This is a genomic window from Marinobacter alexandrii, assembly GCA_039984955.1.
In the GTDB taxonomy this organism is placed as follows: Bacteria; Bacteroidota; Bacteroidia; order Cytophagales; family Cyclobacteriaceae; genus Ekhidna.
The window spans coordinates 2,228,080-2,248,548 of record JBDWTN010000007.1; the positions used below are offsets into that span (position 1 = coordinate 2,228,080).

Genomic DNA, 20,469 nt, shown 5'->3' on the forward strand with positions numbered 1-20,469 from the left:
AGAAAGAATAATTCCCCCTTTGGAGGGGGTTAGGGGGAGGTTATATTACGTTCATGTTTTCAATTGACCTAAATGCCGACTTAGGAGAGCATCCAGATTCTAATCTTGATGAAATGATCATGCCATTCATTTCTTCATGTAACATTGCTTGTGGCGGGCATATTGGTGATGAGACCTCCGTTAGGCAGACCCTTATTTTGGCGAAAAGATTTAACGTAGCAGTGGGAGCGCACCCTTCTTATTCAGATAAAGAAAATTTCGGAAGAAAAATTTTAGATATCCAGCCAGGAAAGCTAGCTGAAGACGTCAAAGAGCAGATTTCATTGGTTTCTCGAATCTGTCAAGAAGAGGGAGTTACCCTTCATCACATCAAACCACATGGGGCTTTGTATAATCATGCAGCGTCTAATAGATTTGTTTCTGAGCTTATTCTTGAAGTATTAAAGGATACAGTACCAGGTATTTATTGGATGGGTTTTGCAAGCTCTGAATCGGAAAAAATAGCAAAAGAGAATAATTATCCATTCATAACAGAAGGATTTGCAGATCGTAAATATGAATCGGATGGTTCACTCCGATTAAGAACATTGGAAGGTGCGGTTTTGAATCCCCGACAAGTATTAGATCAGGTAGAGGAAATTGTGATTAATCATCGGGTGCATGCTGAAGAATGGATAGACTTAAGTATTCAATCCCTATGCCTACATGGAGATACCAAAGGGGCAGTAACTTTATCTAAAGAAATCAATCAACATCTTGTCACTAAAGGAGTCCAAATCACTGCAGTTCAATGAAATTATCTGGGAGGTTTCCCTATTAGGAGAGCAGGTGATTTTGCTCAAATGCCCGAAGCAAACTCCGATTGAAAAAATCCATGAAAGCACGCATGTCATTGAGCGAGAATTAGGTCAAAGGCTAGTGGATATTGTTCCAGCTTATCATTCTATAGCAGTGTTCACGACTATCCCACTTGAAGAGTTGATTGATTTATTGCAAAAAGCACAAATAAAACCGTCAAATAATTCTAGCGAAAAAGAGCATATAGAACTTCCAATTTGCTATGAGTTAGGTCTAGATATTGAATTAGTTGCTTTGAAGAAAGGGCTTAAGGTTGAAGAATTGATTGCCATTCATTTAGCAGGGAAGTATCGCATTTCTTTTATCGGGTTCACTCCCGGATTCATTTATGCTGATGGATTAGATGAAACACTTTCCTGTTCAAGGCTTGAGAATCCTAGGAAGAAGGTTTTGGCTGGTTCAGTTGGAATTGGCGGAGGTCAAACAGGAATCTATTCGCTTGATAGTCCTGGGGGATGGAACATCATTGGACTAACTCCAGTCAAGCTATTTGATCCCGTAAAACAACCTCCAATGATGATTGATGTTGGGAGTTCGTATAACTTTTATAGAATCACACAAGAAGAATTTGAGTCATGGGGAAGTTGAGAGTGGTTAAAACAGGGCCAGTAGCGACCATTCAGGATTTGGGTCGTTTTGGTTTTCGTAGGTATGGCATCCCTCAATCTGGAGTGATGGACATTGAGATGATGAAAATGGCTAACAAAGCAATCGGAAATCCAGATAATTACCCTGTGGTTGAGTTTGCGATGATGGGAATAAAACTAGAAGTGTTAGAAAAAACTTCTATTTCTGTCATTGGAGCTGCCTTAAAAGTGAATGGAAATTCATTCAAAAAAAAATCTGCCTTCTTGAATAATGGAGACGAACTAGAGATTTCTACGCCAGATAATGTATATGCCTATTTAGGGATAGGGGGTAAAATTGAGGCAAAGGAAGACTTTGGGAGTTTCGCTACGTATCCACCTGCAGGATTTGGAGGCGTAGATGGTAGAGTGTTAGAAAAAGAGGATATCATAATTACTGATTCACAAAAACATAATATTCATGAGGTTGATTTTCCTATAAGGAAGCAGGATACCTTGGAAGTAATTAGAATTTTGAAAGGACCTGAATGGAGTGCATTAAAGGAACTTCCTGATTCAAAAGGTTTTCAAGTGCATCCTTCAAGCAATCGTATGGGTATTCGATTGATTGGAGAAAGGCTTGAGAACACTGGAAAAGAAATCATTTCTTCAGCGGTCATTCCAGGGACCATTCAGCTTCCGCCAGATGGACAACCGATTATATTAATGAACGATTGTCAAACGACAGGAGGGTATCCAAGGATTGGGAAAGTGATTGAGGAAGACATGGGTAAGGTTGCTCAAGTGAAACCTGGCAAGCTAATCTCTCTTCTTCTTAATTGAATCGGAAACCGAATTCAAATCCACCAATAATGCCAAACTTGTTATCAACCATGATGATGTCATCTGATTCAAAGCCGGTATAACCCAAACCCACACTAATGTCTAAATGTATTCCGCTTGCATAGTTTCTCTGAATACCCCAGACCGGTCCAACTGTAAATCCATTAAGATCAGATTCGAAAGTTCCAAATCCGCCTGCATCCACGATTGTATTAAATTGATAAGAAGAATAAAGTCCTACATAGTTTCCGGAGTTGTTTTTCAAATTATCTTTTTTAATCCTCTTTCTATTGTAGTAATTTCTAAAAGAGGCAGTTAAAAAAGGCGTAGAATAGGATTCGAAACTTTCCTCGCCATTGATGCTCTGAAAGTAGAAGCTATACGCCAGACCACCTCCGAAAGTAACGGATTGTTTTTCTCCGACCTTTGCCTCAAGGTGTGCCATTAAGGGGAGTATACTTATAGTAAATTGTGTCGTGTCAAGAGTTACCTCTTTTCCTTGAGCTAGTGATCTTTGCTGACTGGAAATTAGAATTATAAGTGATAGTAAAGTGGTAATAAGAGGTTTCATATCGGGTTATTTCAGAATTAGCTTACAAATAAAGCTGAATAGTTAATTCAACTATGGATTTAGTGCTGAAAGATTTTGTGGATTTCACTAGCTAACATCTCAGCGGCCTTCTCATTTTTCCTAAACCACATCTCTGGCTCAACTAATTCCAGCTCTGAGATAGCAGGATTTCCTCCATTATCATTTACAATGTCCACCCTTGCATAAAGAGGGGTGGTTTGGCAGGCATTCACGGCTGCTACAGCTAAATCGATTTCAGCTTGAGACGGAGTATAATCTTTTACAGTCCCCCCAAAATCATCTTGCACTCGAAAATCTCCTGCCTTTGCAATTTTGAGCACCGCATGAGTATACTCTTTTCCGATCATCATAAGTGAGATTTCTCCACGCTCAGTTACACTTCGTTGAAATGGCTGCAGCATCATAGACTCATCGTTGATTAGGTGTGCAAAGCGATCCTCATGATCAGTTACGTTTTCAGGGGTCAGCTTGAAGGTATCTTTTGCAGCAGCAGAAATTGCTGGTTTCAAAACAGTATCCCTCCAACCTAGTTCCTGATGAATCTGTTTTAAGGTGCGCTGATCCTTAGGCTCAATAAAGTAAGTCTCAACAACATTTACCCCTTTATCTTTTAAATCATCTAGATAATGTTTGTCCAGATTCCAAATGATCGTCTCATAATCATTGATTAATTGAGTTTTAATGGAAACGTCGATTAGCCAGTCGCTGAATTCTGTGAATTTTTCTGCATAGTCCCAGGTAGTTCTGAAAAGGGCAATCTTAGTTTGAGTCCAATCAAAAGAAGCATCAGACCAGGCAATTTTTTTTACTTTCAACCCTAAGTTCTCTAATGCTTTAAGAACCAAACCATCTTCGACGATTACATTGTCAATATATTCGTTCTTCTTTTTTGGCTCTACATAACGCTCATCCGTAAGAATAATAACATCAAGCATAACTAAGTTGAGATTTCAAAATGGCTAATCCTTCTTTAAAGCTAACAGGTTCATACCCTAATTCTGCTCTTGCTTTATCTAAAATGAATCCGGTTTTTCTAGGACGTTTAGCTGGTTGTGTAAAGATGGAGCCATCCACCTCTTCAATAAGGGACTTATCTAGCTGGAAAAAGTCTGCTGTAGCAATGGCCATTTCATAAGGAGTGAGTAGGTCCTTTCCTGAGATATGAAACACACCTTTTGATCTTTTTCCCGCAATGAGTGCACATCCCTTGGCTAGATCTTCAGCCAATGTTGGGGTCCGCCATTGATCGTTTACAACTTTTATAGACTTATTATCTTCTAAACTTTTCTTTACCCAAAGAATGATATTAGATCGACTCATATCTTGTACTATTCCATAGACAAGCATCGTACGAACTACGGAATAGTTGAGATTACTCGATTCTAACAATCTCTCAGAAGCTAGTTTACTTTCTGCATATTTGCTTAGTGGGTTAGGCAAATTTTCTTCTCTGTAAGGCCCATTTTCCCCGTCAAATATGAAGTCTGTAGAAAGTTGAACAAAGAAACTGTCCGTTTCTTTACAGGCCTTGATTAAATGTTCGACCGCCGTTACGTTTAGCGCCCAACATGTATTCGGATCTAGTTCACATTGGTCTACATGAGTCAAAGCAGCAGTATTAATAACCACATCTGGTTTGTGAGATGAAATTACTTCACTTACTTCTTCCTTAGAGGTAACGTCCATTGGAATATAGAGATAGGATCCTGGCAGATTTCTATTTTCTCCTCTTCCAGTTGCAATAACTTCTACATTACTCTTCTCCTCATAAAGCTGAACCAGTTTCTGACCTAGCAGTCCATTTGCTCCTGTGATTAAGATCTTGGTCATTCAGCGGGATACTCGTATCCATATTTTTCAGTCACTTCTTTTTTCTTTATTTCTATGATTTCCATTGTCATTGGAACAGGCTCCACAGGTCTATCTGCTCTTCCTGTTTTTACTGCAGCAATTTTATCAATGATATCAAGCCCTTCTATAACCTTTCCGAATACGGTGTACTCGCCATCTAAACCTGGGTACCCTCCAACCCCTTGATACACATCTGGGTATTCAGAAATATCGACATTTAAATCAACTCCGAACGTCTCTTCAACCAATGATTTGTTGGCTAAAGCAAGACTTGTCATCCCTTTATTATCTCTATTTTTTGCCAATTCCTGAAATTGTTCAAGGAGATCGCTGTATGACGTGTCTTGAAGCAATTCGCTCATTTTTTGATTTAGCAACCTCACATTGGTTGCCATCATTTCCCATGAAAAACCGTCAACAATATAAAATTGAGTGGAAGAAGACTTCTTTTCAGGATTTACATTATCCGGTTGACGAGCTGCCGCCAATGCACCTTTATGATGATAAAAGCCATCAACAATTTCAGCAGGAACTTGATCTTGATCATTTTCACGTACTCCTTCTTTCTCTGAAACGTTTCCACCTTGTATCATGAAATCTTCTATCACACGATGAAAAATAGTGCTATCATATTTTCCTGATTTTGCGAGCTCTAAAAAATTCTTTTTGTGAAGAGGTGTTTCATCATAAAGTAATACGGTCATGTCTCCGTATTCCGTTTTGATTTTTACGAGATAGTCTTTGTTTTTATCACCACATGCCGTGATGCATAGCATCACTGAAAGTATTAAAAGTATCTTCTTCATTGTCGTTATATTATTCTACAAAAATAGGAAGACTTTTCAGGCTACTAGCGAACAATTTAAACTTTACGGAAGACGTCTATGATCTTTGAGAAGATTTCCAGGGTTTCGAATACCCATCTTCATGGAATAATCGAATATTGGGTATCCCGAAACCCATTCTTAATTCATTTGCAAACTCTATTGCGAGCTCTTTTGATTTAAATATTTGGAAGACTTCTGTATTAGAAAATCTATCATTAATAGAAGTCCTGATAAAAATAGGAATATAGTTTTCGGGTTTTGGGTGATTTTTTTGGACTATCCAAAACATAGTTAATTGCCAATGTTTATTCTTAAAGTAGGTGCATACAATTGCTTGAAATTCTCCAGCTCAAATTGTGGTAGTGGATTTCCACTAATGTCCAGATATTGAAGTGATTTTACCTCCTCGAAAGTCGAAGGCAATTTGTAAATTTCGTTTTGATTTAAATAAAGAAGCTTCAAATTGTTCATTTGAAAGATTTCATCTGGAAGGATTTTCAATCGGTCATTTTCCAGATGTAATTCTTGTAACTTGTTTAATCCGATAAGCACTTCAGTGCTACTTTCTATGTCAAAATATGGGTCGTTGTTTAAATAGAGTATTTGAAGAGAATTGATGCGGGTGAGGTATGCCGGCAGTCGTTTTATTGGATTTCCTGATAAATCTAAAGTCTTAAGATTTTTTAGTTCGGCAATGCTTGGAGGAAGATCTGACAAACCATCATATTTTAAATCAAGTGTCTCGAGTGTAGATATTTTGGTAAGTACAGAGAGCACTTGATTGATATCGATAGAAGAGTTATATCCTAAATGAATGGATTTTAGATTGTTAAGACTAGCAACTGATTTAGGAAGTTGCTTTATTCTGTTATCAGATATGTCGAGATATTGAAGTCGCGAAAGAGTAGCCAAATCATTAGGGAGTTCAGCAATGCTATTGCCAGAAATATCAAGAGATCGTAGATTTTTGAAACGAAGAATCGTTTTCGGAAATTCAGTAAGGCCTTTATTCTTTAGGTTCAAAACAACGACACTATCTGGATTAGATAATGCCATGTTTAGATCATTAAATCTCCCCTTTGTTTGCCCAAAGGAATTAGAAAATGAAATTATAAATAATAGTTTGATGAGCCCTTTGAAATACCAGAATTTGAATTGATTAATCTTTTTGTTGTTCATTGGAATATTATTTTTCAGAAAACCCCTATTTACAAATGAAAGTATTACTACTATTTTTTATAGTAATACTAAACGAGAATTATAAATAATAGTTTTATCTGTTTGGCAATTTCATAACTACAGGCATTTTTGCGTAGGAGAAAGGATTTAGAGGTTATTGATTTTCCTATTTCTTATCTAAATTTTTATAAGCATCTTCTAGGCGTTTCGCTGGATCAGTAGAATTAGGATGTGACTTTACTAAGAGCTCTGCTTAACCATATGTTTAACACATCATTAACAATTACAAGACTGACTTAATATCCTCCAGAACTTTCTTTCCTCCGCTTTGGAGGATTTCTTCTGCTAATGAAGTACCAAGTTCAATTGGATCAGAACCGTTCATGGTGCGTTGGATTAATTGTTTGCCATCCAAGCTAGCTATGCCTCCTTTTAGGACTAACTGTCCATCCATCTCCATTTGAGCATGCCCAAAAACGGGGATACTGCACCCACCATCCATTCTGCGCAAGAAAGCTCGCTCAGTCAACAATACTTTCTCTGTAAGATTGTGGTTTGTCGCTTTTTTTATACGATGGGCAATTTCTTTATTCAGATTGTCATGGGTTTCAATGGCTATTGACCCCTGTCCTACAGGAGGGACAAATCGATCAGTATCAAACCAATATTTGACCATATCGTCGAAGTTCATACGTCTTACACCAGCGTATGCTAGCACTAGACCATCCATAATTCCGGTTTCCATTTTCTCCAATCTAGTTTGGAGATTGCCACGTACATCCACAGTGGTGATATGTGGATAATAATGCTTTAGCATAGCTATTCTTCGTGTACTGCTGGTACCTAGAATTAGCTTGGGATTATTCAGATCGATTTCTTTATGAGATACCACAACATCATCGGGTGACTCACGCTCACAGAATGAAAGTACATGAAACCCTTCAGGTAGCTGAGATTGAAGATCCTTAGCACTATGTACTGCTATATCTATTTGACCTCTTCTCAACATAGATTCAAGTTCTTCAGTGAATACCCCCTTGCTACCAATCTTTGATAGTGCTACGTGTTGAATTTTGTCTCCTTTTGTCTCTATAGGTATCAGTTGAGGTTGAAAACCTTCTGCATCCAAGAGGTCAGCCACATAATTAGCTTGCCACATGGCAAGCTTGCTTTTCCGTGTTCCTATTTTAATGATCTGTCGCTCCATTCAGTTTGCTTTCTTTTCATTATATGAAAGATTCTTCTGTGACACATCTACGATGAATTTTCCTGCCAAAACCTTCCTTCCTACCAATAGAGGGTTTTTCATTTCACTTCTATCAGTAAGTGAAATGGATGTGTTATAGTCTTTGCTAAAGAGTCTAATACGTGTTTTAATTACGTATCGCTTCTGTATTTTACCATTCGAGCTTTTAACTAATCGTTGAGTCCATTCCTTGGTAGCATACTCCTGATAGCCTGTTTCAGTATGGAGAGTGAAGTAAAGAAACCCTTCTTCTTCATGTACTTTTTTGCAATGAAGTGAGGAGCGATAAGCACCTGTATCGATTTTCGCATGAATATTTAAGACTCCCAAATCAGGAAGGTCGATTATATCCAGTCGTCCGATTATGTGTGTTTCCTTTTTAGCCATTTAATACCCGAATAATGTCAAGGGATAAATTTAAATGAGTTATTCGAGGGTTTGAATTTCGTTCCAGATGAATGATTGCTTCATTGGATAGTGCGTACGTTTTTTCTAGTCGCTCAAAACCTAATTTATCCGAAAACTTACCAATAAAAGATTTTTCTGACTCGCTTTGAACTGGAGGTGTCTGACCTGAAGCGTGAACAACGGCATTTCTAAGGAGAGCGATTGCAAAATTTAACGTACTTTTCTGAGCTGCCTTTCCCGATTTTGAAAAATCCTCACTTCTTTTCACAAGTCCAGTTAAATTCTTATTCCAACATTCCAACATCCACTGCTGGAAATCTTCGTATTCCTGAGAGTCTCCAGTGTTAGCAATAGATAGCCCCAAGCCTATTTTACCTTCAGCTAATTTAGCTGCTTGATCAGCTTTGCTGGATTCCATGCCTTTCTGAATCAGGTAATCTTTTACTTCTCCTTCTGTATTGGGGGAAACGTTTACAAGTTGTGTTCTGGAAGTGATTGTCGCTAAAAGACTATCATAACTGTAGGAAACAAGAAGATATAGTGTTTTTTCTGGTGGTTCTTCTAATATTTTCAGGATTGCATTGGCAGAGCTTGGATTCATAAATTCTGGCATCCAGATCAATAAAATTTTATAGCCACCTTCCACTGATCTCATACTCACGTTTTTCAACATTTGCCGACTATCCTGCCGACTTATCAACAAGTTTTTGTTCTCTTGGCCATATTTTTTTGTCCATGTTTCGAGATCACCAAATGGAGTTTCCATTACGAACTCTCTAAAACGGGGGATTGCTTCAGCCATTACCTTTTCGTACTTGCTTTCAGCGGCAGATATCTTTGGAAAATGAAGATGAATATCCGGATGAACAAGCTTTTTTATTCGAACACAGTTTGCACATGAGCCACAGCTATCTGCTTCTGTTTTGTTTTCGCACATCAAATAACTCGCATAGGCGAGCGCCATGGGAAGTGCAGCAGTGCCCTGCCTACCGGCGAAAAGCTGAGCGTGAGCTACTTTTCCACGTTTATGCGCAGAAACAAGTTGTTTTTTTAGTTCTGATAGTCCCGGTATTTCTGAAAATTGCATGAATTACTTCTTCTCCCAGACCCGATTTTCGGCTGTAATCTCAAAGATATGTGAAAGCATCGCTTTGTCTGCTTCAGTCAGGTCTTTCTTACGCCTTTTCATAACCAACTCAGCAGTCTCGAAAGCCTTTTTGGTTTGATAGGTAGTGAACCCTGACGCACCACCCCAAGCAAAGGAAGGAATAATATTTCTTGGAAATCCATCACCAAAAATATTGGCTGAAACACCGACAGTGGTGCCTGTGTTAAACATGGTATTGATGCCACACTTAGAATGATCTCCCATGATGAGTCCGCAAAACTGAAGACCGGTATCCTTAAATCTGCCTGAAGCAAAATCCCACATCTTCACATTGGTATAGTTGTTTTTTAGATTGGAATTGTTTGTGTCTGCACCCAGGTTACACCATTCTCCTATCACGGAATTTCCTAAAAAACCCTCATGTCCTTTGTTGGAATATCCAAAAATCACAGAGTTTGAGACTTCTCCCCCTACTTTGGAATGGGGCCCGACTGTGGTGTCCCCTTTGATCTTTGAACCCATATTGACTACTGAGTGAGCACAAAGTGCAAATGGACCTCTAATGAGTGATCCTTCTTGAATTTCGGTATCCCTTCCGATGTAAATAGGACCATTTTCTGCGTTTAAAATAGCGGATTTTACAACAGCCCCTTCCTCCAAAAAGATTTGATCTCCATACGTATTTGTATGTGGGTCATTGATTGATTGAGAGCTTCTGTTTTTAGTTATGAGTTCAAAATCATTTTTGATTTCCTCTCCATTAAGCCTGAAGATATCCCATGGGTGAGCTACTTGCTCGACTGTGTCAATCGTAATTGTTTTTCGATGACCAGCTTCAATAACTTCAGTAGGCTCGAAGTATCCTGCAATGATTTGATTCTCAAAACATAAACATTCATCTTCTTTTAGATCTTGAATCAACAATGCCAATTCTGATGTCGGTAGAACATTACCGAGAATAAACAATCCCTTTTCTTTTGGTCCCTCAAAGAGAGTGCTCAAATAATCTTGCGAACGAAAAAAGGTTGTGTTTATATGAAGATGTTTTGACCACTTTTCATGAACCTTCAAAATCCCAACTCTAACTTTTGCTACAGGGCGCGTATAGCTCAATGGGAGCATTTGTTTCCAGCTTTCTTCTGTATCTATGAAGGTGACTTGCATAAATCAAACTTAGTCGGTTTTCAAAAGGACACAAAAAAAGTCTTCGAGCAACTCGAAGACTTTTAAAATTTCTTTGTTCTGAAGAATTACTTTTTCTTGTACTTTTTGTTGAATTTCTCCACACGTCCAGCAGTATCCAAGAAAATTTTCTTACCAGTGTAGAAAGGATGTGATGCAGAGCTCACCTCGACTTTGATGACTGGATACTCATTACCATCTTCCCATTTGATGGTTTCCTTAGAAGTCATTGTTGATTTTGTCAAAAACTTGAACTCACTTGTAGTATCAAGAAAAACAACTTCTTTGTACTCAGGATGTATATCTTTTTTCATTTCTCTCGTCTCTTTTTCAAAAAGGATGGCAAAGATAGGTATTATTTTATCTTCTTCAAACCCCTTTCTTCAAGTAAAATGGAATATGTTTGATTCATGAGAAAAACGTTCTTTATCCTCAGTATTCTCACCGTTAGTGTTTTGAGTGCACAATCTACTGATTTTGCACTGGGACATCCAGCTTATCAAGTTATAGAGCTTGAAGAAATCAGGTCAAAAATGTCATTTAGTTCCACACTAAAGCCCTTTTCGAGAAAAGAGGTTTATGACCTACTTAATAAATATGATGGTCATTACATGAAGAGAGAACTTCGAGAATATACAAACGATTCCACTTCATCTGATGCACCAATTTTGGGAAGGTTCTATAAATATCCTGCTGATTTATTTTACTATCAGGATGAAAAGGTTGATTTACATATCAATCCAGTGCTCCAACTCTCATACGGGAAAACAAACGATGCGCTTGGTACAACTTATGTGAATAGTAGAGGAGCGGAAATCCGAGGGCAGATTGATAAAAAGGTTTCCTTCTATACAATGCTTGTCGAAAATCAGGCACGCTATCCAGTTTATGTAAACGATGTTCGTGATAGCACATTGGTAGTTCCATATGAAGGGTTTTGGAAGCAGTTTAATGAAACAGGCGTGGATTTTTTTAGAGCTCAAGGGTATGTCGATTTTGGCTTTACTGAAAGTATCTCTGCCCAACTTGGATTTGGGAAACACTTTGTGGGTAATGGCGTACGCTCGCTTATTTTATCAGACTACTCGAACAATTACCCTTATCTAAGAATCAATACGAACACAAAAATCTTCGATTACACCAATGTATTTGCAGAACTAATAGCGGGTGTAAGAGGCGGGACTTTTGGCCTTGAAGGAACAGGAGGATTTGAGAAAAAATACATGGCCTTCCATCATCTAAACATGAAGATCAAGCCAAACTTGCATGTAGGGCTATTTGAGTCGGTAATGTATGGTGATTCCACAGGAGGTCTTAAGGTGGAGTACCTCAATCCAATCATTTTTTATCGAGCGGTAGAGCAACAAAATGGAAGTGAAGATAATGCTATTATAGGTATGGACTTTAAGTGGAATATTAAGAATAGAGTTTCATTATATGGTCAATTGGTCATTGATGAAATGATTGTAGGGGAAGTTTTAGCAGGAAATGGATGGTGGGGAAACAAACAGGGGTTTCAGCTGGGGGCAAAATATGTAGATCCCTTTGGTTTAGAGGACCTAATCGTTCAGGCAGAAATCAACCGAGTTCGCCCGTACATGTATGCTCATGAAGATGGATTTACAAGTTACAGTCACTACAATTTGGCTTTGGCTCATCCTTTGGGTGCCAACTTTACTGAATACATCGGTAGGGCTAATTATGGACTAAATGATCAATGGAACTTTGAAGGTATGCTGATGCTTGCTAGCTATGGGAATGATATTGGGGATGTAAATTATGGAAGAGATATCCTAAAGGATTATACAATACGCAGACCAGATGGAAATGGAGGAAGCCTAGAATTTGGGAATACACATCTCCAGGGAAACAAAACGGATTTGATGATGGGTTTCTTTCGTGCATCTTACATGTGGAAACACAACCTTTTTATCGATGCTGATGTCACATTGAGAACAGAATCTGATTCGAATGGACTAATTGACAGCTCTACTTCCATATTTGGTTTATCGTTTAGATGGAATGTTCCTTCCAGGAGATATTTATTCTAAATAATTGGTGCAGTTATCAACACATATTCACTCGATTTAAAATATCCTGAAGTAAAACTTGAAAAGTTTAATAACTTTCAGCCCAACTCAACTACTCAAATGCAAAGGTTTAAACTCATCTTTCACATAATATATGTAATCGTGGCTATTACGATTATGTATTTTTCGGTAGATATTTTACTGAATACGCAGGAATATCTTTCCAAAATAAAGCTGTCGTCATATATAAAGTTTCCTCGTTATATCATGGGACTCTTCCTGTTTATCTCTATTCTGATGGTTGTGGAGTTTGTCCTTCAGCAATTAAAAATCAGGAGTATAAAGGGTGGGATAGATGATTTAAAGGATGAAATAGTAGACTTAAAAGCCAAACTTTACGATAAGTCTCAATCTGAACCAGATTTTTCTTTTGAGGACAGTGATGAGTCTGAGGAGGAAGATGAGGATGACGAAGATTAATTAAGAGCATTTGATACACTCAACTATTTCTGCTATTTATCTAATTCCTATATTAGGAGATTATTAAGAATTTCATTCAGTTAAGATGCTCGCAAAAACCTATGGAAGTGCAGTCTATGGAGTAGACGCATATAAAATCACTGTAGAAGTAAATGTTGGTCAAGGCACTAAATTTTTTATGGTTGGCCTACCTGATTCTGCAGTAAAAGAAAGTGAGCAGCGCGTAGAATCAGCTATTAAAAATTTTGGCTATCGAATGCCACGTCAAAAAGTGGTAGTGAACCTTGCTCCTGCAGATATTCGAAAAGAAGGATCCGCGTATGATCTTCCCATTGCACTAGGAATATTGAAAGCTTCAGAACAAATCGTCGCTGAAAACCTAGAAGAGTATCTAATCATGGGGGAATTGGCACTTGATGGTGACTTACGTCCAATCAAAGGAGCTTTGCCAATCGCGATTGAAGCAAGAAAAAATGGATTTAAGGGGTTCATACTTCCAAAGGAAAACGCTACAGAGGCGGCCATTGTAGACGGACTTGATGTCATAGGTGTAGACAATATTAAAGAGGCGATTCTACATGTAGAAGGAGAGGAGGTTATTGAGCCACTGATCTACGATACTCGTGATATATTTTTCGCCAATCTGGACAATTATGCTTCGGACTTCTCAGATGTGCAAGGTCAAGAAAACATTAAACGAGCCATGGAAATTGCAGCAGCAGGAGGACACAATGTGATCATGATTGGCCCTCCTGGAGCTGGTAAAACAATGTTGGCGAAAAGATTACCATCGATCCTTCCGCCACTCACATTGCATGAAGCATTGGAAACAACCAAAATTCATTCTGTTGCAGGAAAGCTTGGAACAGAAGGACAGTTAATTTCTCAGCGTCCCTTCAGACAACCTCACCATACTATTTCTGATGCTGCATTAGTAGGCGGTGCAAATAACCAAAGTAATTGAGATATTTACAATAGAGGAGAGACAGTCTCAATTACTATTGTATGAATAAAGAAGAATTAAAGCCGGTTCGAACACTTAAAAAAAACCATACTTCACTTACGGGGAAGGTTTCGAATTCAGATGGAGATTTAAATTCTTTCGAATCTTCTCTTGAAAGAGACTTTATTTTGCTAACGAATTTTGACTCTAATGTCGAGAAATTTGTAGAACAACCCACTAAGATCGAATATCATGATGAATTTGGCAGATTGAGACATTATACTCCAGACTTTCTAGTGTTCTACAGGAACAAAGCTTTAGATCAACCTTATTACAAACCGACACTCGTTGAAATTAAGTATAGTGAAAGGCTTAAAAAGGATAGAGATATACTTAAACCAAAGTTCGATGCGGCAAACATTCACTGTAGAAAAAAGGGATGGGAATTCAAGGTGGTTACTGAAAAAGATATTCGAACAGATTTCCTTTATAATGTCAAGTTTCTATCAGGATATCTTAATAGCTCTGAAGTTAAAAATGAAGATATTAATCTACTTATAGACAGTATTTCTGAAATGGAAATAGCTACTCCATTGAAGTTAATTGATAGTTTGTCTTCGGAGGATAAAGTAAAGGCAACTCTATTGTATACCATTTGGTACATGTTATCAAACCACCTAATAGGAGCGGACCTATCTATTCGGCTAACTATGAAATCAGAGATATGGAGCAGGATATAACAGGTATGGTTGGAGCAGTTGTACTTTACAACGATGAGAAGTATATAATTAATGATATCAAAGTAGATGATGTTGAATTAGTAAATGATTTTGGAGAGGTAATATCGATTGATATTAAAGAACTAGAGGGTAAAATTAAAAGTGGGATCAATTCAATAACATCATTTAGAACAAAGGATATTGAATTAGCTAAACAAAGATTAAAAATTATTGAACCCCTTCTCAGTGAAAGTTCTCGTACCCATGTAGAAGAAATTGCTAAGGCGGAAAACAAAAGTGCTGCAACTCTCTATAGGTGGATTAAGAATTATCGAGAAACTGGATTACTGACTTCACTTATTCCAGAGCAGCGTACAGGTGGAAAAGGTAAAAGTAGACTAGACAGCGAAATAGACCTGATCATTGACAAAAATATTGAGAAACATTACCTGCAATCCCAAAGGAAATCGATCAAAAATGTTCACATTCATATTCAGCTAGAGTGTCGTGAGAAGAATATTGAGGCACCGCACTATAATACACTCAGAAGAAGGATAGCATCATTATCTGAATATAATATCACAAAACATCGTTTTGGTAAAGCGAGAGCTAGAAAAGAGTTTGATGCTAAGATTAAAAAATTCCCTGATGCCTTGTTTCCATTATCATCAGTTCAAATAGATCATACACCTCTTGATATTATAGTTGTAGATGAGAAGCATAGGGAACCGCTCGGAAGACCATGGTTGACCCTTGCAATAGATTCTTACAGTAGGATGGTTGTAGGGTTTTATATAGGATTTGAAAACCCAAACTCAATGAGCGTCGGCCTATGTATTTCTCAAGCTATTCTGTCGAAAGAACAATATCTGGCAAGGATGGAGATAAAAGGAGACTGGCCTTGCTATGGTAGAATCAAATGTATCCATGTAGATAACGCAATGGAGTTCAGGTCAAGAATGCTTGAGGATGCTTGTGTAGAATACCAAATGGACATCAATTGGAGGCCGGTAAAAAAACCAGAGTTTGGTGGCTATATAGAGCGATTGCTAGGCACATTTATGTCGGAATTACATAACCTACCAGGAACTACATTTAGAGCACTCTCTGAGAGAGGTGAATATGATTCAGAAAAAATGGCTGTTTTTACATTTGATGAAATGGAGAAGTGGTTGGCATATTACATAGTGAATGTTTACCATAAGAGAAAGCACAGTGGTCTTGGAACTTCGCCTATTAAAAAGTGGAATGATGGGATTTTTGGATCTGACGATTTTCCAGGGGTTGGGTATCAACCGATACAAGTCGATGATAGGAAGGTGCATTTAGATTTTATGCCTTTTCAGGAGAGAACTATACAGGATTACGGAGTACTTATTGACGGCATATACTACTATAGTGATATTCTGAGAAAATGGATTAACTCTATTGATGTAAAATCTGGAAAACTACGAGCGAAAAGAAAGTTTAAATTCAAACGGGACCCTAGAGATATAAGTGTCGTGTATTTTTTAGATCCTGAATTGAAAGAATATTTTCCTATTAATTATCGAGACTTATCAAATCCAGCAATAACCATTTGGGAACTAAGAAAAATAAGGTCTATTCTGCAAGAGAGAGGAGACAGAGATATTGATGAAAGTGCAATCTTTGATGCATATCGTGTTCTACAAGACATGGAAGAGAGAGCCAAATCGGAAACTAAAAAGATGAGGAGACTCAAGGTTGTCAAAGAGAAACAAAAATCACTTAAACAAACGGTGAGTCAAATGAAAGAAGATAGTATTCAAGACGAGGGACTGTCGGAAGATATTTTTAATGATTTAGGGGCATTTGAAGATATTGACGATGGATCATCTGAATGAGTCAACATCTAAAATAGCTCAGCTAAGTTCTGAGGAAAGAATTCAATTTATCTTGGGTAATAAGTGGGTCGGATATACGAGGGCAACAGAAGTTCTAGAAAAGTTAAATGGATTGGTTACTGCACCTCGCACAACTAGAATGAGGAACTTCCTATTGCTTGGAGCGAGTAATAATGGGAAGACAGTAATTATAGATCGATTTGAGAAAAACTACCCTATGTATTTTGATGATAAAGTCGAAGATGTTCAAAAGCAGGTATTAATGATAGAGTCGCCGCCTTATCCTGACGAAGTGAGGTTTTATCAATCTATCCTTAGAAAGTTGGTTGTTCCTTTCAGGACGAATCATAAAGCCGAACATTTATTTGATCAAGTTATAAATGCTTTTCAACATCTTGACTTAAAAGTTTTGATCATAGATGAAGTTCATCATCTTAATCACGATGTAGGAAGAAAAAGCAGCAAACAGGTTTTTTTAAATTCAATTAAGTCACTCTCTAATATTTTAAGTATCTCAATAGTTGCTGTTGGAACCAAGGAAGCCCATTATGTTTTTCAGTCTGACCCTCAAATAGCTAGTCGATTTGAACTTATAACACTAGACAGATGGAAAATAGATAAAGAGTATATAAGGTTTTTGGTTAGCTATGAAAAGATTTTGCCTTTGAGGAAGAAATCCTCTCTCTACGAAAAAGAATTAGCTATTAAAATTTTATCAATGACAGACTCCACTATTGGAGGAGTCTGTAGGGTATTGAGGGAAGCAGCTATAATGGCTATCAAATCTGGACAAGAAAAAATCACAGTCGAAGTTTTAAATCAACTCAAAATATTACCTCCAGATAAAATGAAAGTTTCATCTATAAAAAACATATGAAGGGTGACAAAATCGCCATTCATGAGAAAATTTTACCTGACGAATTACTGACTAGTTGGTTACTGAGATTCTCTCAGAAGATGAGAGTAAAATATCATACTCTATGTGACGCGCTTTTTAATAAGGCAGACTTGGACTTGAGAGATGCTGACCTCACTATAAAAAAAGAACTTATTGAAAAATTAGCTGATATAACTTTTCACTCAAAAGAGAATCTAAATCAAACAACCCTCAGAAGTTATGAACCTAATCTTGCTTTGGGTAATAATCTTAATTATTGGATTTTAAGCAGAGGTAATTATCATCGAATACCTAAGAATAATTATCTAGTATACTGCCCTAGTTGTCTTGATAAAGATAGTATTCCATATTATAGAAGAGGATGGCGTCTAATAACTACTTTGATATGCGTGAAATGTCAAACAGAGTTGCTGGATTGCTGTCCTAGTTGTTATCAACCTATTAGCTTTTTGAGACTTGACTTTAATAATAAAGAAAAAATCGTTGATGGGCCAATAAGTACATGTTCATGTTGTGATTTCGATTTGAGAAAGGCACATAAAGAAAAAGCAGCCAAGAACTCTTTAGAATATCAAAAAAAAGTTGATAAATATCTGCTATCTGGGTGTACTGAAACTCTAAACTATTCGCATCAATATTTTATAGTATTAAGGCTTATACTAGGACTTATAAATTCTAAAAGAAAGAGATATGTTGAGTTTAACAGGTTTTTAAGTAGAACTACAGAAATACCTCAACAAGAATATCAAACTGGAACTCTTTTACTGAAAAATTCAAATATTGTTTATCGAAAAAACGCCATCTTAAAAGCTCATTGGTTGATTTCAAGAAGTAGAGAGGAGTTGGTTGATATATTTAAGAGACATGGCCTTTGGTCATGTTTCATAAAGAATGACCTTGACTCTGACGATATACCTTACTGGTTTTATAAAATTCTCAGTAATGAATTGAGTATTAAATATTCAGAATGGAAGAAATTCTATCCTGATAGTTCTAGTTTATCCTCATACATATGCCTTGGAGCCAAGTTGAAAAATCGATTTACAAATTAGCGCTGAATTTATTTTCTATGAATTCCAAGATGCGATCATAAGTATGCTTCGGACCTTGAGCGAATTGATGATCAAATTTCTTGAGTTCTAATTCTCTAAAAAGATTTCTATTCAAACTATCGTAAGAATCAGGATCAGGGGATAAACTTTGATTTTTGCAAAATATTAAAAACAACTTATCAAATTGATCCCTACCTACTATTCTGAAGTCATTTGAATGGATAAGTTGAATGCTGCCAAATGATTCAGAATGACCTTCACGAGGCAATACGTCTAATAAGTAGAATGAGTGCCCAGTATTTCTTTTTAGCTCTGTAAGTAATGTGTTTCTTTTACCATAATATGGACCTTTTGTTATTGGATCTTTCCAGCCTTTAGCGTAGTTCGTAGCCTTATCTTCAGAGAGTCTTTGTTCGATGTAGTTAGGATCAAAAGAAATATCCAACTTGTTTATTTGAAAGTTACTATTCGTTGAAAACTCTTTTATTATAGATTGATAAAACTCTACATACTCTTGATTCCCTTTTCTGTCATTAAGCTTAGAATTCTTGGGATCTTTTTTTGGAAAGCTACTTTTGGAATCAATCAATTTTATCTCACCTGCATTGGATTCATCGAATTGAACCTTATGAAAAGAATCGTATTCTGCTTCCTCCTGTGGAATAATGGATCCTTTATTCTTAGTTTTTTGATCCAGTTTTTCTAGATGTATAAAGAGGTTGTCGTCTGGTTCACTTTTAAACCTTGATGTATCAACCGTATGTTTTTTTCTAAGTGCTCCAGATTCGATGGTGCTTTTGTTATTTGCATTCACGCCGTCAACTTCTTGTTCTTCTCCCTGTTTCGGATGATTGACATCTTCTGCATTTTCGTCAGAAGCTCTTCTGTTGTCATTATCTCTAGTCCATTCTACACCATTCCTAGCGAAAGGTCTACTACATGAATGTATTCTGATAATAAAGCATGCTTCTTGCCCTTCAAACTCATGCCCTTTGGAATAAACACCAAGATTAAGCATGCTAACATCAATAGTCGTTTCTCCTTCAAAAGGAAAGAACCCTATTGGATATCTTTGATCTTTCCTAATGCTGTAACCCACTGCTTTTGTCGCTCTAAATCCCTCTTCGGTTAATGCAATTCTTGCTATATGCTTTACATCAGCGTTAAGCATATGCTTTGAGAGTCTAAGCTGATCGGACCCATCATGTCGAGCGTATTTGTAATTGGTAGTTTTCTCTTTTCTAAAAATGGTGTCATGATTCAAGCCATCAAGAAATACACGTTCGATCAAAGCTGATGAAACTCCCAGATAAAACCTTATTAATTCGATACAGGGGAATATATATACTTTATTGTCTAAAATATAGTGTAAGCAATACATGGAGGAATGCCTAGAAAATGGGAAGTTGAAATTTTGATAGACAATGTTTTTATCCGTTTTCCCCTCACCAAACGAGAAATCAGAGAAGATCCTCACTTTTCTAAGAGGGTTTAATCTTCCAGGGGTAACACCCAAACCCGAAACACTTATAGAATCATTTATTTTGGGTAAAATAATTTTCCTCTTATAAATACAACACCCAATAGATAAAAATACCAAAATACCTACGTCAATTTGTGTTGGTATAGCTGAACCTAAAGGTCTATGATTTTGAGGATCAAATCCTTCATCAATAACACTTTCGTCTACCTCAAAAAATATAACGTCTATAACAGGTTGATCACCTTCAACAAAGGAAACTTTTCCAAAGGTTGAAAGCCAGTACGTTTTCTCTGGATCTAGTTTATTATCGTTAAATGTAATTCGACTCAAACCTGTTCT

The 20,469-nt window shown here is 37.1% G+C and carries 21 protein-coding genes; 10 read left to right on the forward strand and 11 right to left on the reverse strand.

Annotation, left to right across the window (positions count from 1 at the left end; all coding sequences use genetic code 11):
- Nucleotides 1-53: 53 nt before the first annotated feature.
- From pxpA to ABJQ32_16135, 3 genes are read left to right on the forward strand one after another with little or no spacing between them, the layout of a single operon-like run.
- Nucleotides 54-794 (forward strand): 5-oxoprolinase subunit PxpA, encoded by a 741-nt coding sequence (gene pxpA, locus ABJQ32_16125; protein MEP5291182.1) that lies wholly within the window; start codon nucleotides 54-56, stop codon nucleotides 792-794.
- Entirely contained in the window at nucleotides 757-1,446 is a 690-nt protein-coding gene (locus ABJQ32_16130) for an allophanate hydrolase subunit 1 (protein ID MEP5291183.1), read from the forward strand. Before pxpA ends, ABJQ32_16130 begins: the two co-directional genes overlap by 38 nt.
- The gene (locus tag ABJQ32_16135; protein ID MEP5291184.1) at nucleotides 1,434-2,267 is read left to right on the forward strand and encodes a biotin-dependent carboxyltransferase family protein; all 834 of its coding nucleotides are present in this window, start codon (nucleotides 1,434-1,436) and stop codon (nucleotides 2,265-2,267) included. The genes ABJQ32_16130 and ABJQ32_16135 overlap by 13 nt, the downstream gene beginning before the upstream one ends.
- On the opposite strand, the gene ABJQ32_16140 is transcribed toward ABJQ32_16135, so the two are convergent.
- The 10 genes from ABJQ32_16140 to ABJQ32_16185 form a co-directional block, all read right to left on the reverse strand.
- On the reverse strand, nucleotides 2,260-2,838 hold the full coding sequence (locus tag ABJQ32_16140; protein ID MEP5291185.1) for a hypothetical protein: 579 nt from the start codon (nucleotides 2,836-2,838) through the stop codon (nucleotides 2,260-2,262). The genes ABJQ32_16135 and ABJQ32_16140 overlap by 8 nt on opposite strands.
- Nucleotides 2,839-2,897: 59 nt before the next feature.
- Entirely contained in the window at nucleotides 2,898-3,794 is an 897-nt protein-coding gene (locus tag ABJQ32_16145; protein MEP5291186.1) for a hypothetical protein, read from the reverse strand.
- Entirely contained in the window at nucleotides 3,787-4,689 is a 903-nt protein-coding gene (locus ABJQ32_16150; GenBank protein ID MEP5291187.1) for an SDR family oxidoreductase, read from the reverse strand. The genes ABJQ32_16145 and ABJQ32_16150 overlap by 8 nt, the downstream gene beginning before the upstream one ends.
- Nucleotides 4,686-5,516: a peptidylprolyl isomerase gene (locus ABJQ32_16155; protein MEP5291188.1), complete on the reverse strand. Its 831-nt coding sequence runs from the start codon at nucleotides 5,514-5,516 to the stop codon at nucleotides 4,686-4,688. Before ABJQ32_16155 ends, ABJQ32_16150 begins: the two co-directional genes overlap by 4 nt.
- A gap of 312 nt (nucleotides 5,517-5,828) precedes the next feature.
- A complete protein-coding gene (locus ABJQ32_16160) occupies nucleotides 5,829-6,716 on the reverse strand; it encodes a leucine-rich repeat protein (protein ID MEP5291189.1) in 888 nt (295 codons plus the stop codon).
- A 283-nt stretch (nucleotides 6,717-6,999) separates the two neighbouring features.
- On the reverse strand, nucleotides 7,000-7,923 hold the full coding sequence (hemC, locus tag ABJQ32_16165; protein MEP5291190.1) for a hydroxymethylbilane synthase: 924 nt from the start codon (nucleotides 7,921-7,923) through the stop codon (nucleotides 7,000-7,002).
- Entirely contained in the window at nucleotides 7,924-8,349 is a 426-nt protein-coding gene (locus ABJQ32_16170) for a RimK/LysX family protein (protein MEP5291191.1), read from the reverse strand.
- Nucleotides 8,342-9,457, reverse strand: a complete 1,116-nt coding sequence (locus ABJQ32_16175; GenBank protein ID MEP5291192.1) for a hypothetical protein — start codon at nucleotides 9,455-9,457, stop codon at nucleotides 8,342-8,344. Before ABJQ32_16175 ends, ABJQ32_16170 begins: the two co-directional genes overlap by 8 nt.
- 3 nt (nucleotides 9,458-9,460) lie before the next feature.
- On the reverse strand, nucleotides 9,461-10,642 hold the full coding sequence (locus ABJQ32_16180; protein MEP5291193.1) for a GlmU family protein: 1,182 nt from the start codon (nucleotides 10,640-10,642) through the stop codon (nucleotides 9,461-9,463).
- An 86-nt stretch (nucleotides 10,643-10,728) separates the two neighbouring features.
- Nucleotides 10,729-10,974: a type B 50S ribosomal protein L31 gene (locus tag ABJQ32_16185; protein ID MEP5291194.1), complete on the reverse strand. Its 246-nt coding sequence runs from the start codon at nucleotides 10,972-10,974 to the stop codon at nucleotides 10,729-10,731.
- A gap of 96 nt (nucleotides 10,975-11,070) precedes the next feature.
- On the opposite strand from ABJQ32_16185, the gene ABJQ32_16190 reads away from it, so the two are divergent.
- The 7 genes from ABJQ32_16190 to ABJQ32_16220 all read left to right on the forward strand — a co-directional run bounded on the left by ABJQ32_16190 (nucleotide 11,071) and on the right by ABJQ32_16220 (nucleotide 18,647).
- Nucleotides 11,071-12,711 carry a hypothetical protein gene (locus ABJQ32_16190; GenBank protein ID MEP5291195.1) on the forward strand — a complete coding sequence of 547 codons (1,641 nt, stop codon included), beginning with the start codon at nucleotides 11,071-11,073 and terminating at the stop codon, nucleotides 12,709-12,711.
- 141 nt (nucleotides 12,712-12,852) lie between these two features.
- On the forward strand, nucleotides 12,853-13,170 hold the full coding sequence (locus tag ABJQ32_16195; protein ID MEP5291196.1) for a hypothetical protein: 318 nt from the start codon (nucleotides 12,853-12,855) through the stop codon (nucleotides 13,168-13,170).
- An 85-nt stretch (nucleotides 13,171-13,255) separates the two neighbouring features.
- Nucleotides 13,256-14,134, forward strand: a complete 879-nt coding sequence (locus tag ABJQ32_16200) for a magnesium chelatase domain-containing protein (protein ID MEP5291197.1) — start codon at nucleotides 13,256-13,258, stop codon at nucleotides 14,132-14,134.
- 41 nt (nucleotides 14,135-14,175) lie between these two features.
- Nucleotides 14,176-14,853 carry a TnsA endonuclease N-terminal domain-containing protein gene (locus ABJQ32_16205; GenBank protein MEP5291198.1) on the forward strand — a complete coding sequence of 226 codons (678 nt, stop codon included), beginning with the start codon at nucleotides 14,176-14,178 and terminating at the stop codon, nucleotides 14,851-14,853.
- The gene (locus tag ABJQ32_16210; protein ID MEP5291199.1) at nucleotides 14,838-16,697 is read left to right on the forward strand and encodes a Mu transposase C-terminal domain-containing protein; all 1,860 of its coding nucleotides are present in this window, start codon (nucleotides 14,838-14,840) and stop codon (nucleotides 16,695-16,697) included. Before ABJQ32_16205 ends, ABJQ32_16210 begins: the two co-directional genes overlap by 16 nt.
- Nucleotides 16,681-17,574, forward strand: a complete 894-nt coding sequence (locus tag ABJQ32_16215) for a TniB family NTP-binding protein (GenBank protein MEP5291200.1) — start codon at nucleotides 16,681-16,683, stop codon at nucleotides 17,572-17,574. The genes ABJQ32_16210 and ABJQ32_16215 overlap by 17 nt, the downstream gene beginning before the upstream one ends.
- Nucleotides 17,571-18,647 (forward strand): TniQ family protein, encoded by a 1,077-nt coding sequence (locus ABJQ32_16220; GenBank protein ID MEP5291201.1) that lies wholly within the window; start codon nucleotides 17,571-17,573, stop codon nucleotides 18,645-18,647. Before ABJQ32_16215 ends, ABJQ32_16220 begins: the two co-directional genes overlap by 4 nt.
- Here ABJQ32_16220 and ABJQ32_16225 read toward each other — a convergent pair.
- Entirely contained in the window at nucleotides 18,637-20,460 is a 1,824-nt protein-coding gene (locus ABJQ32_16225) for a hypothetical protein (GenBank protein ID MEP5291202.1), read from the reverse strand. The genes ABJQ32_16220 and ABJQ32_16225 overlap by 11 nt on opposite strands.
- Nucleotides 20,461-20,469: the final 9 nt, after the last annotated feature.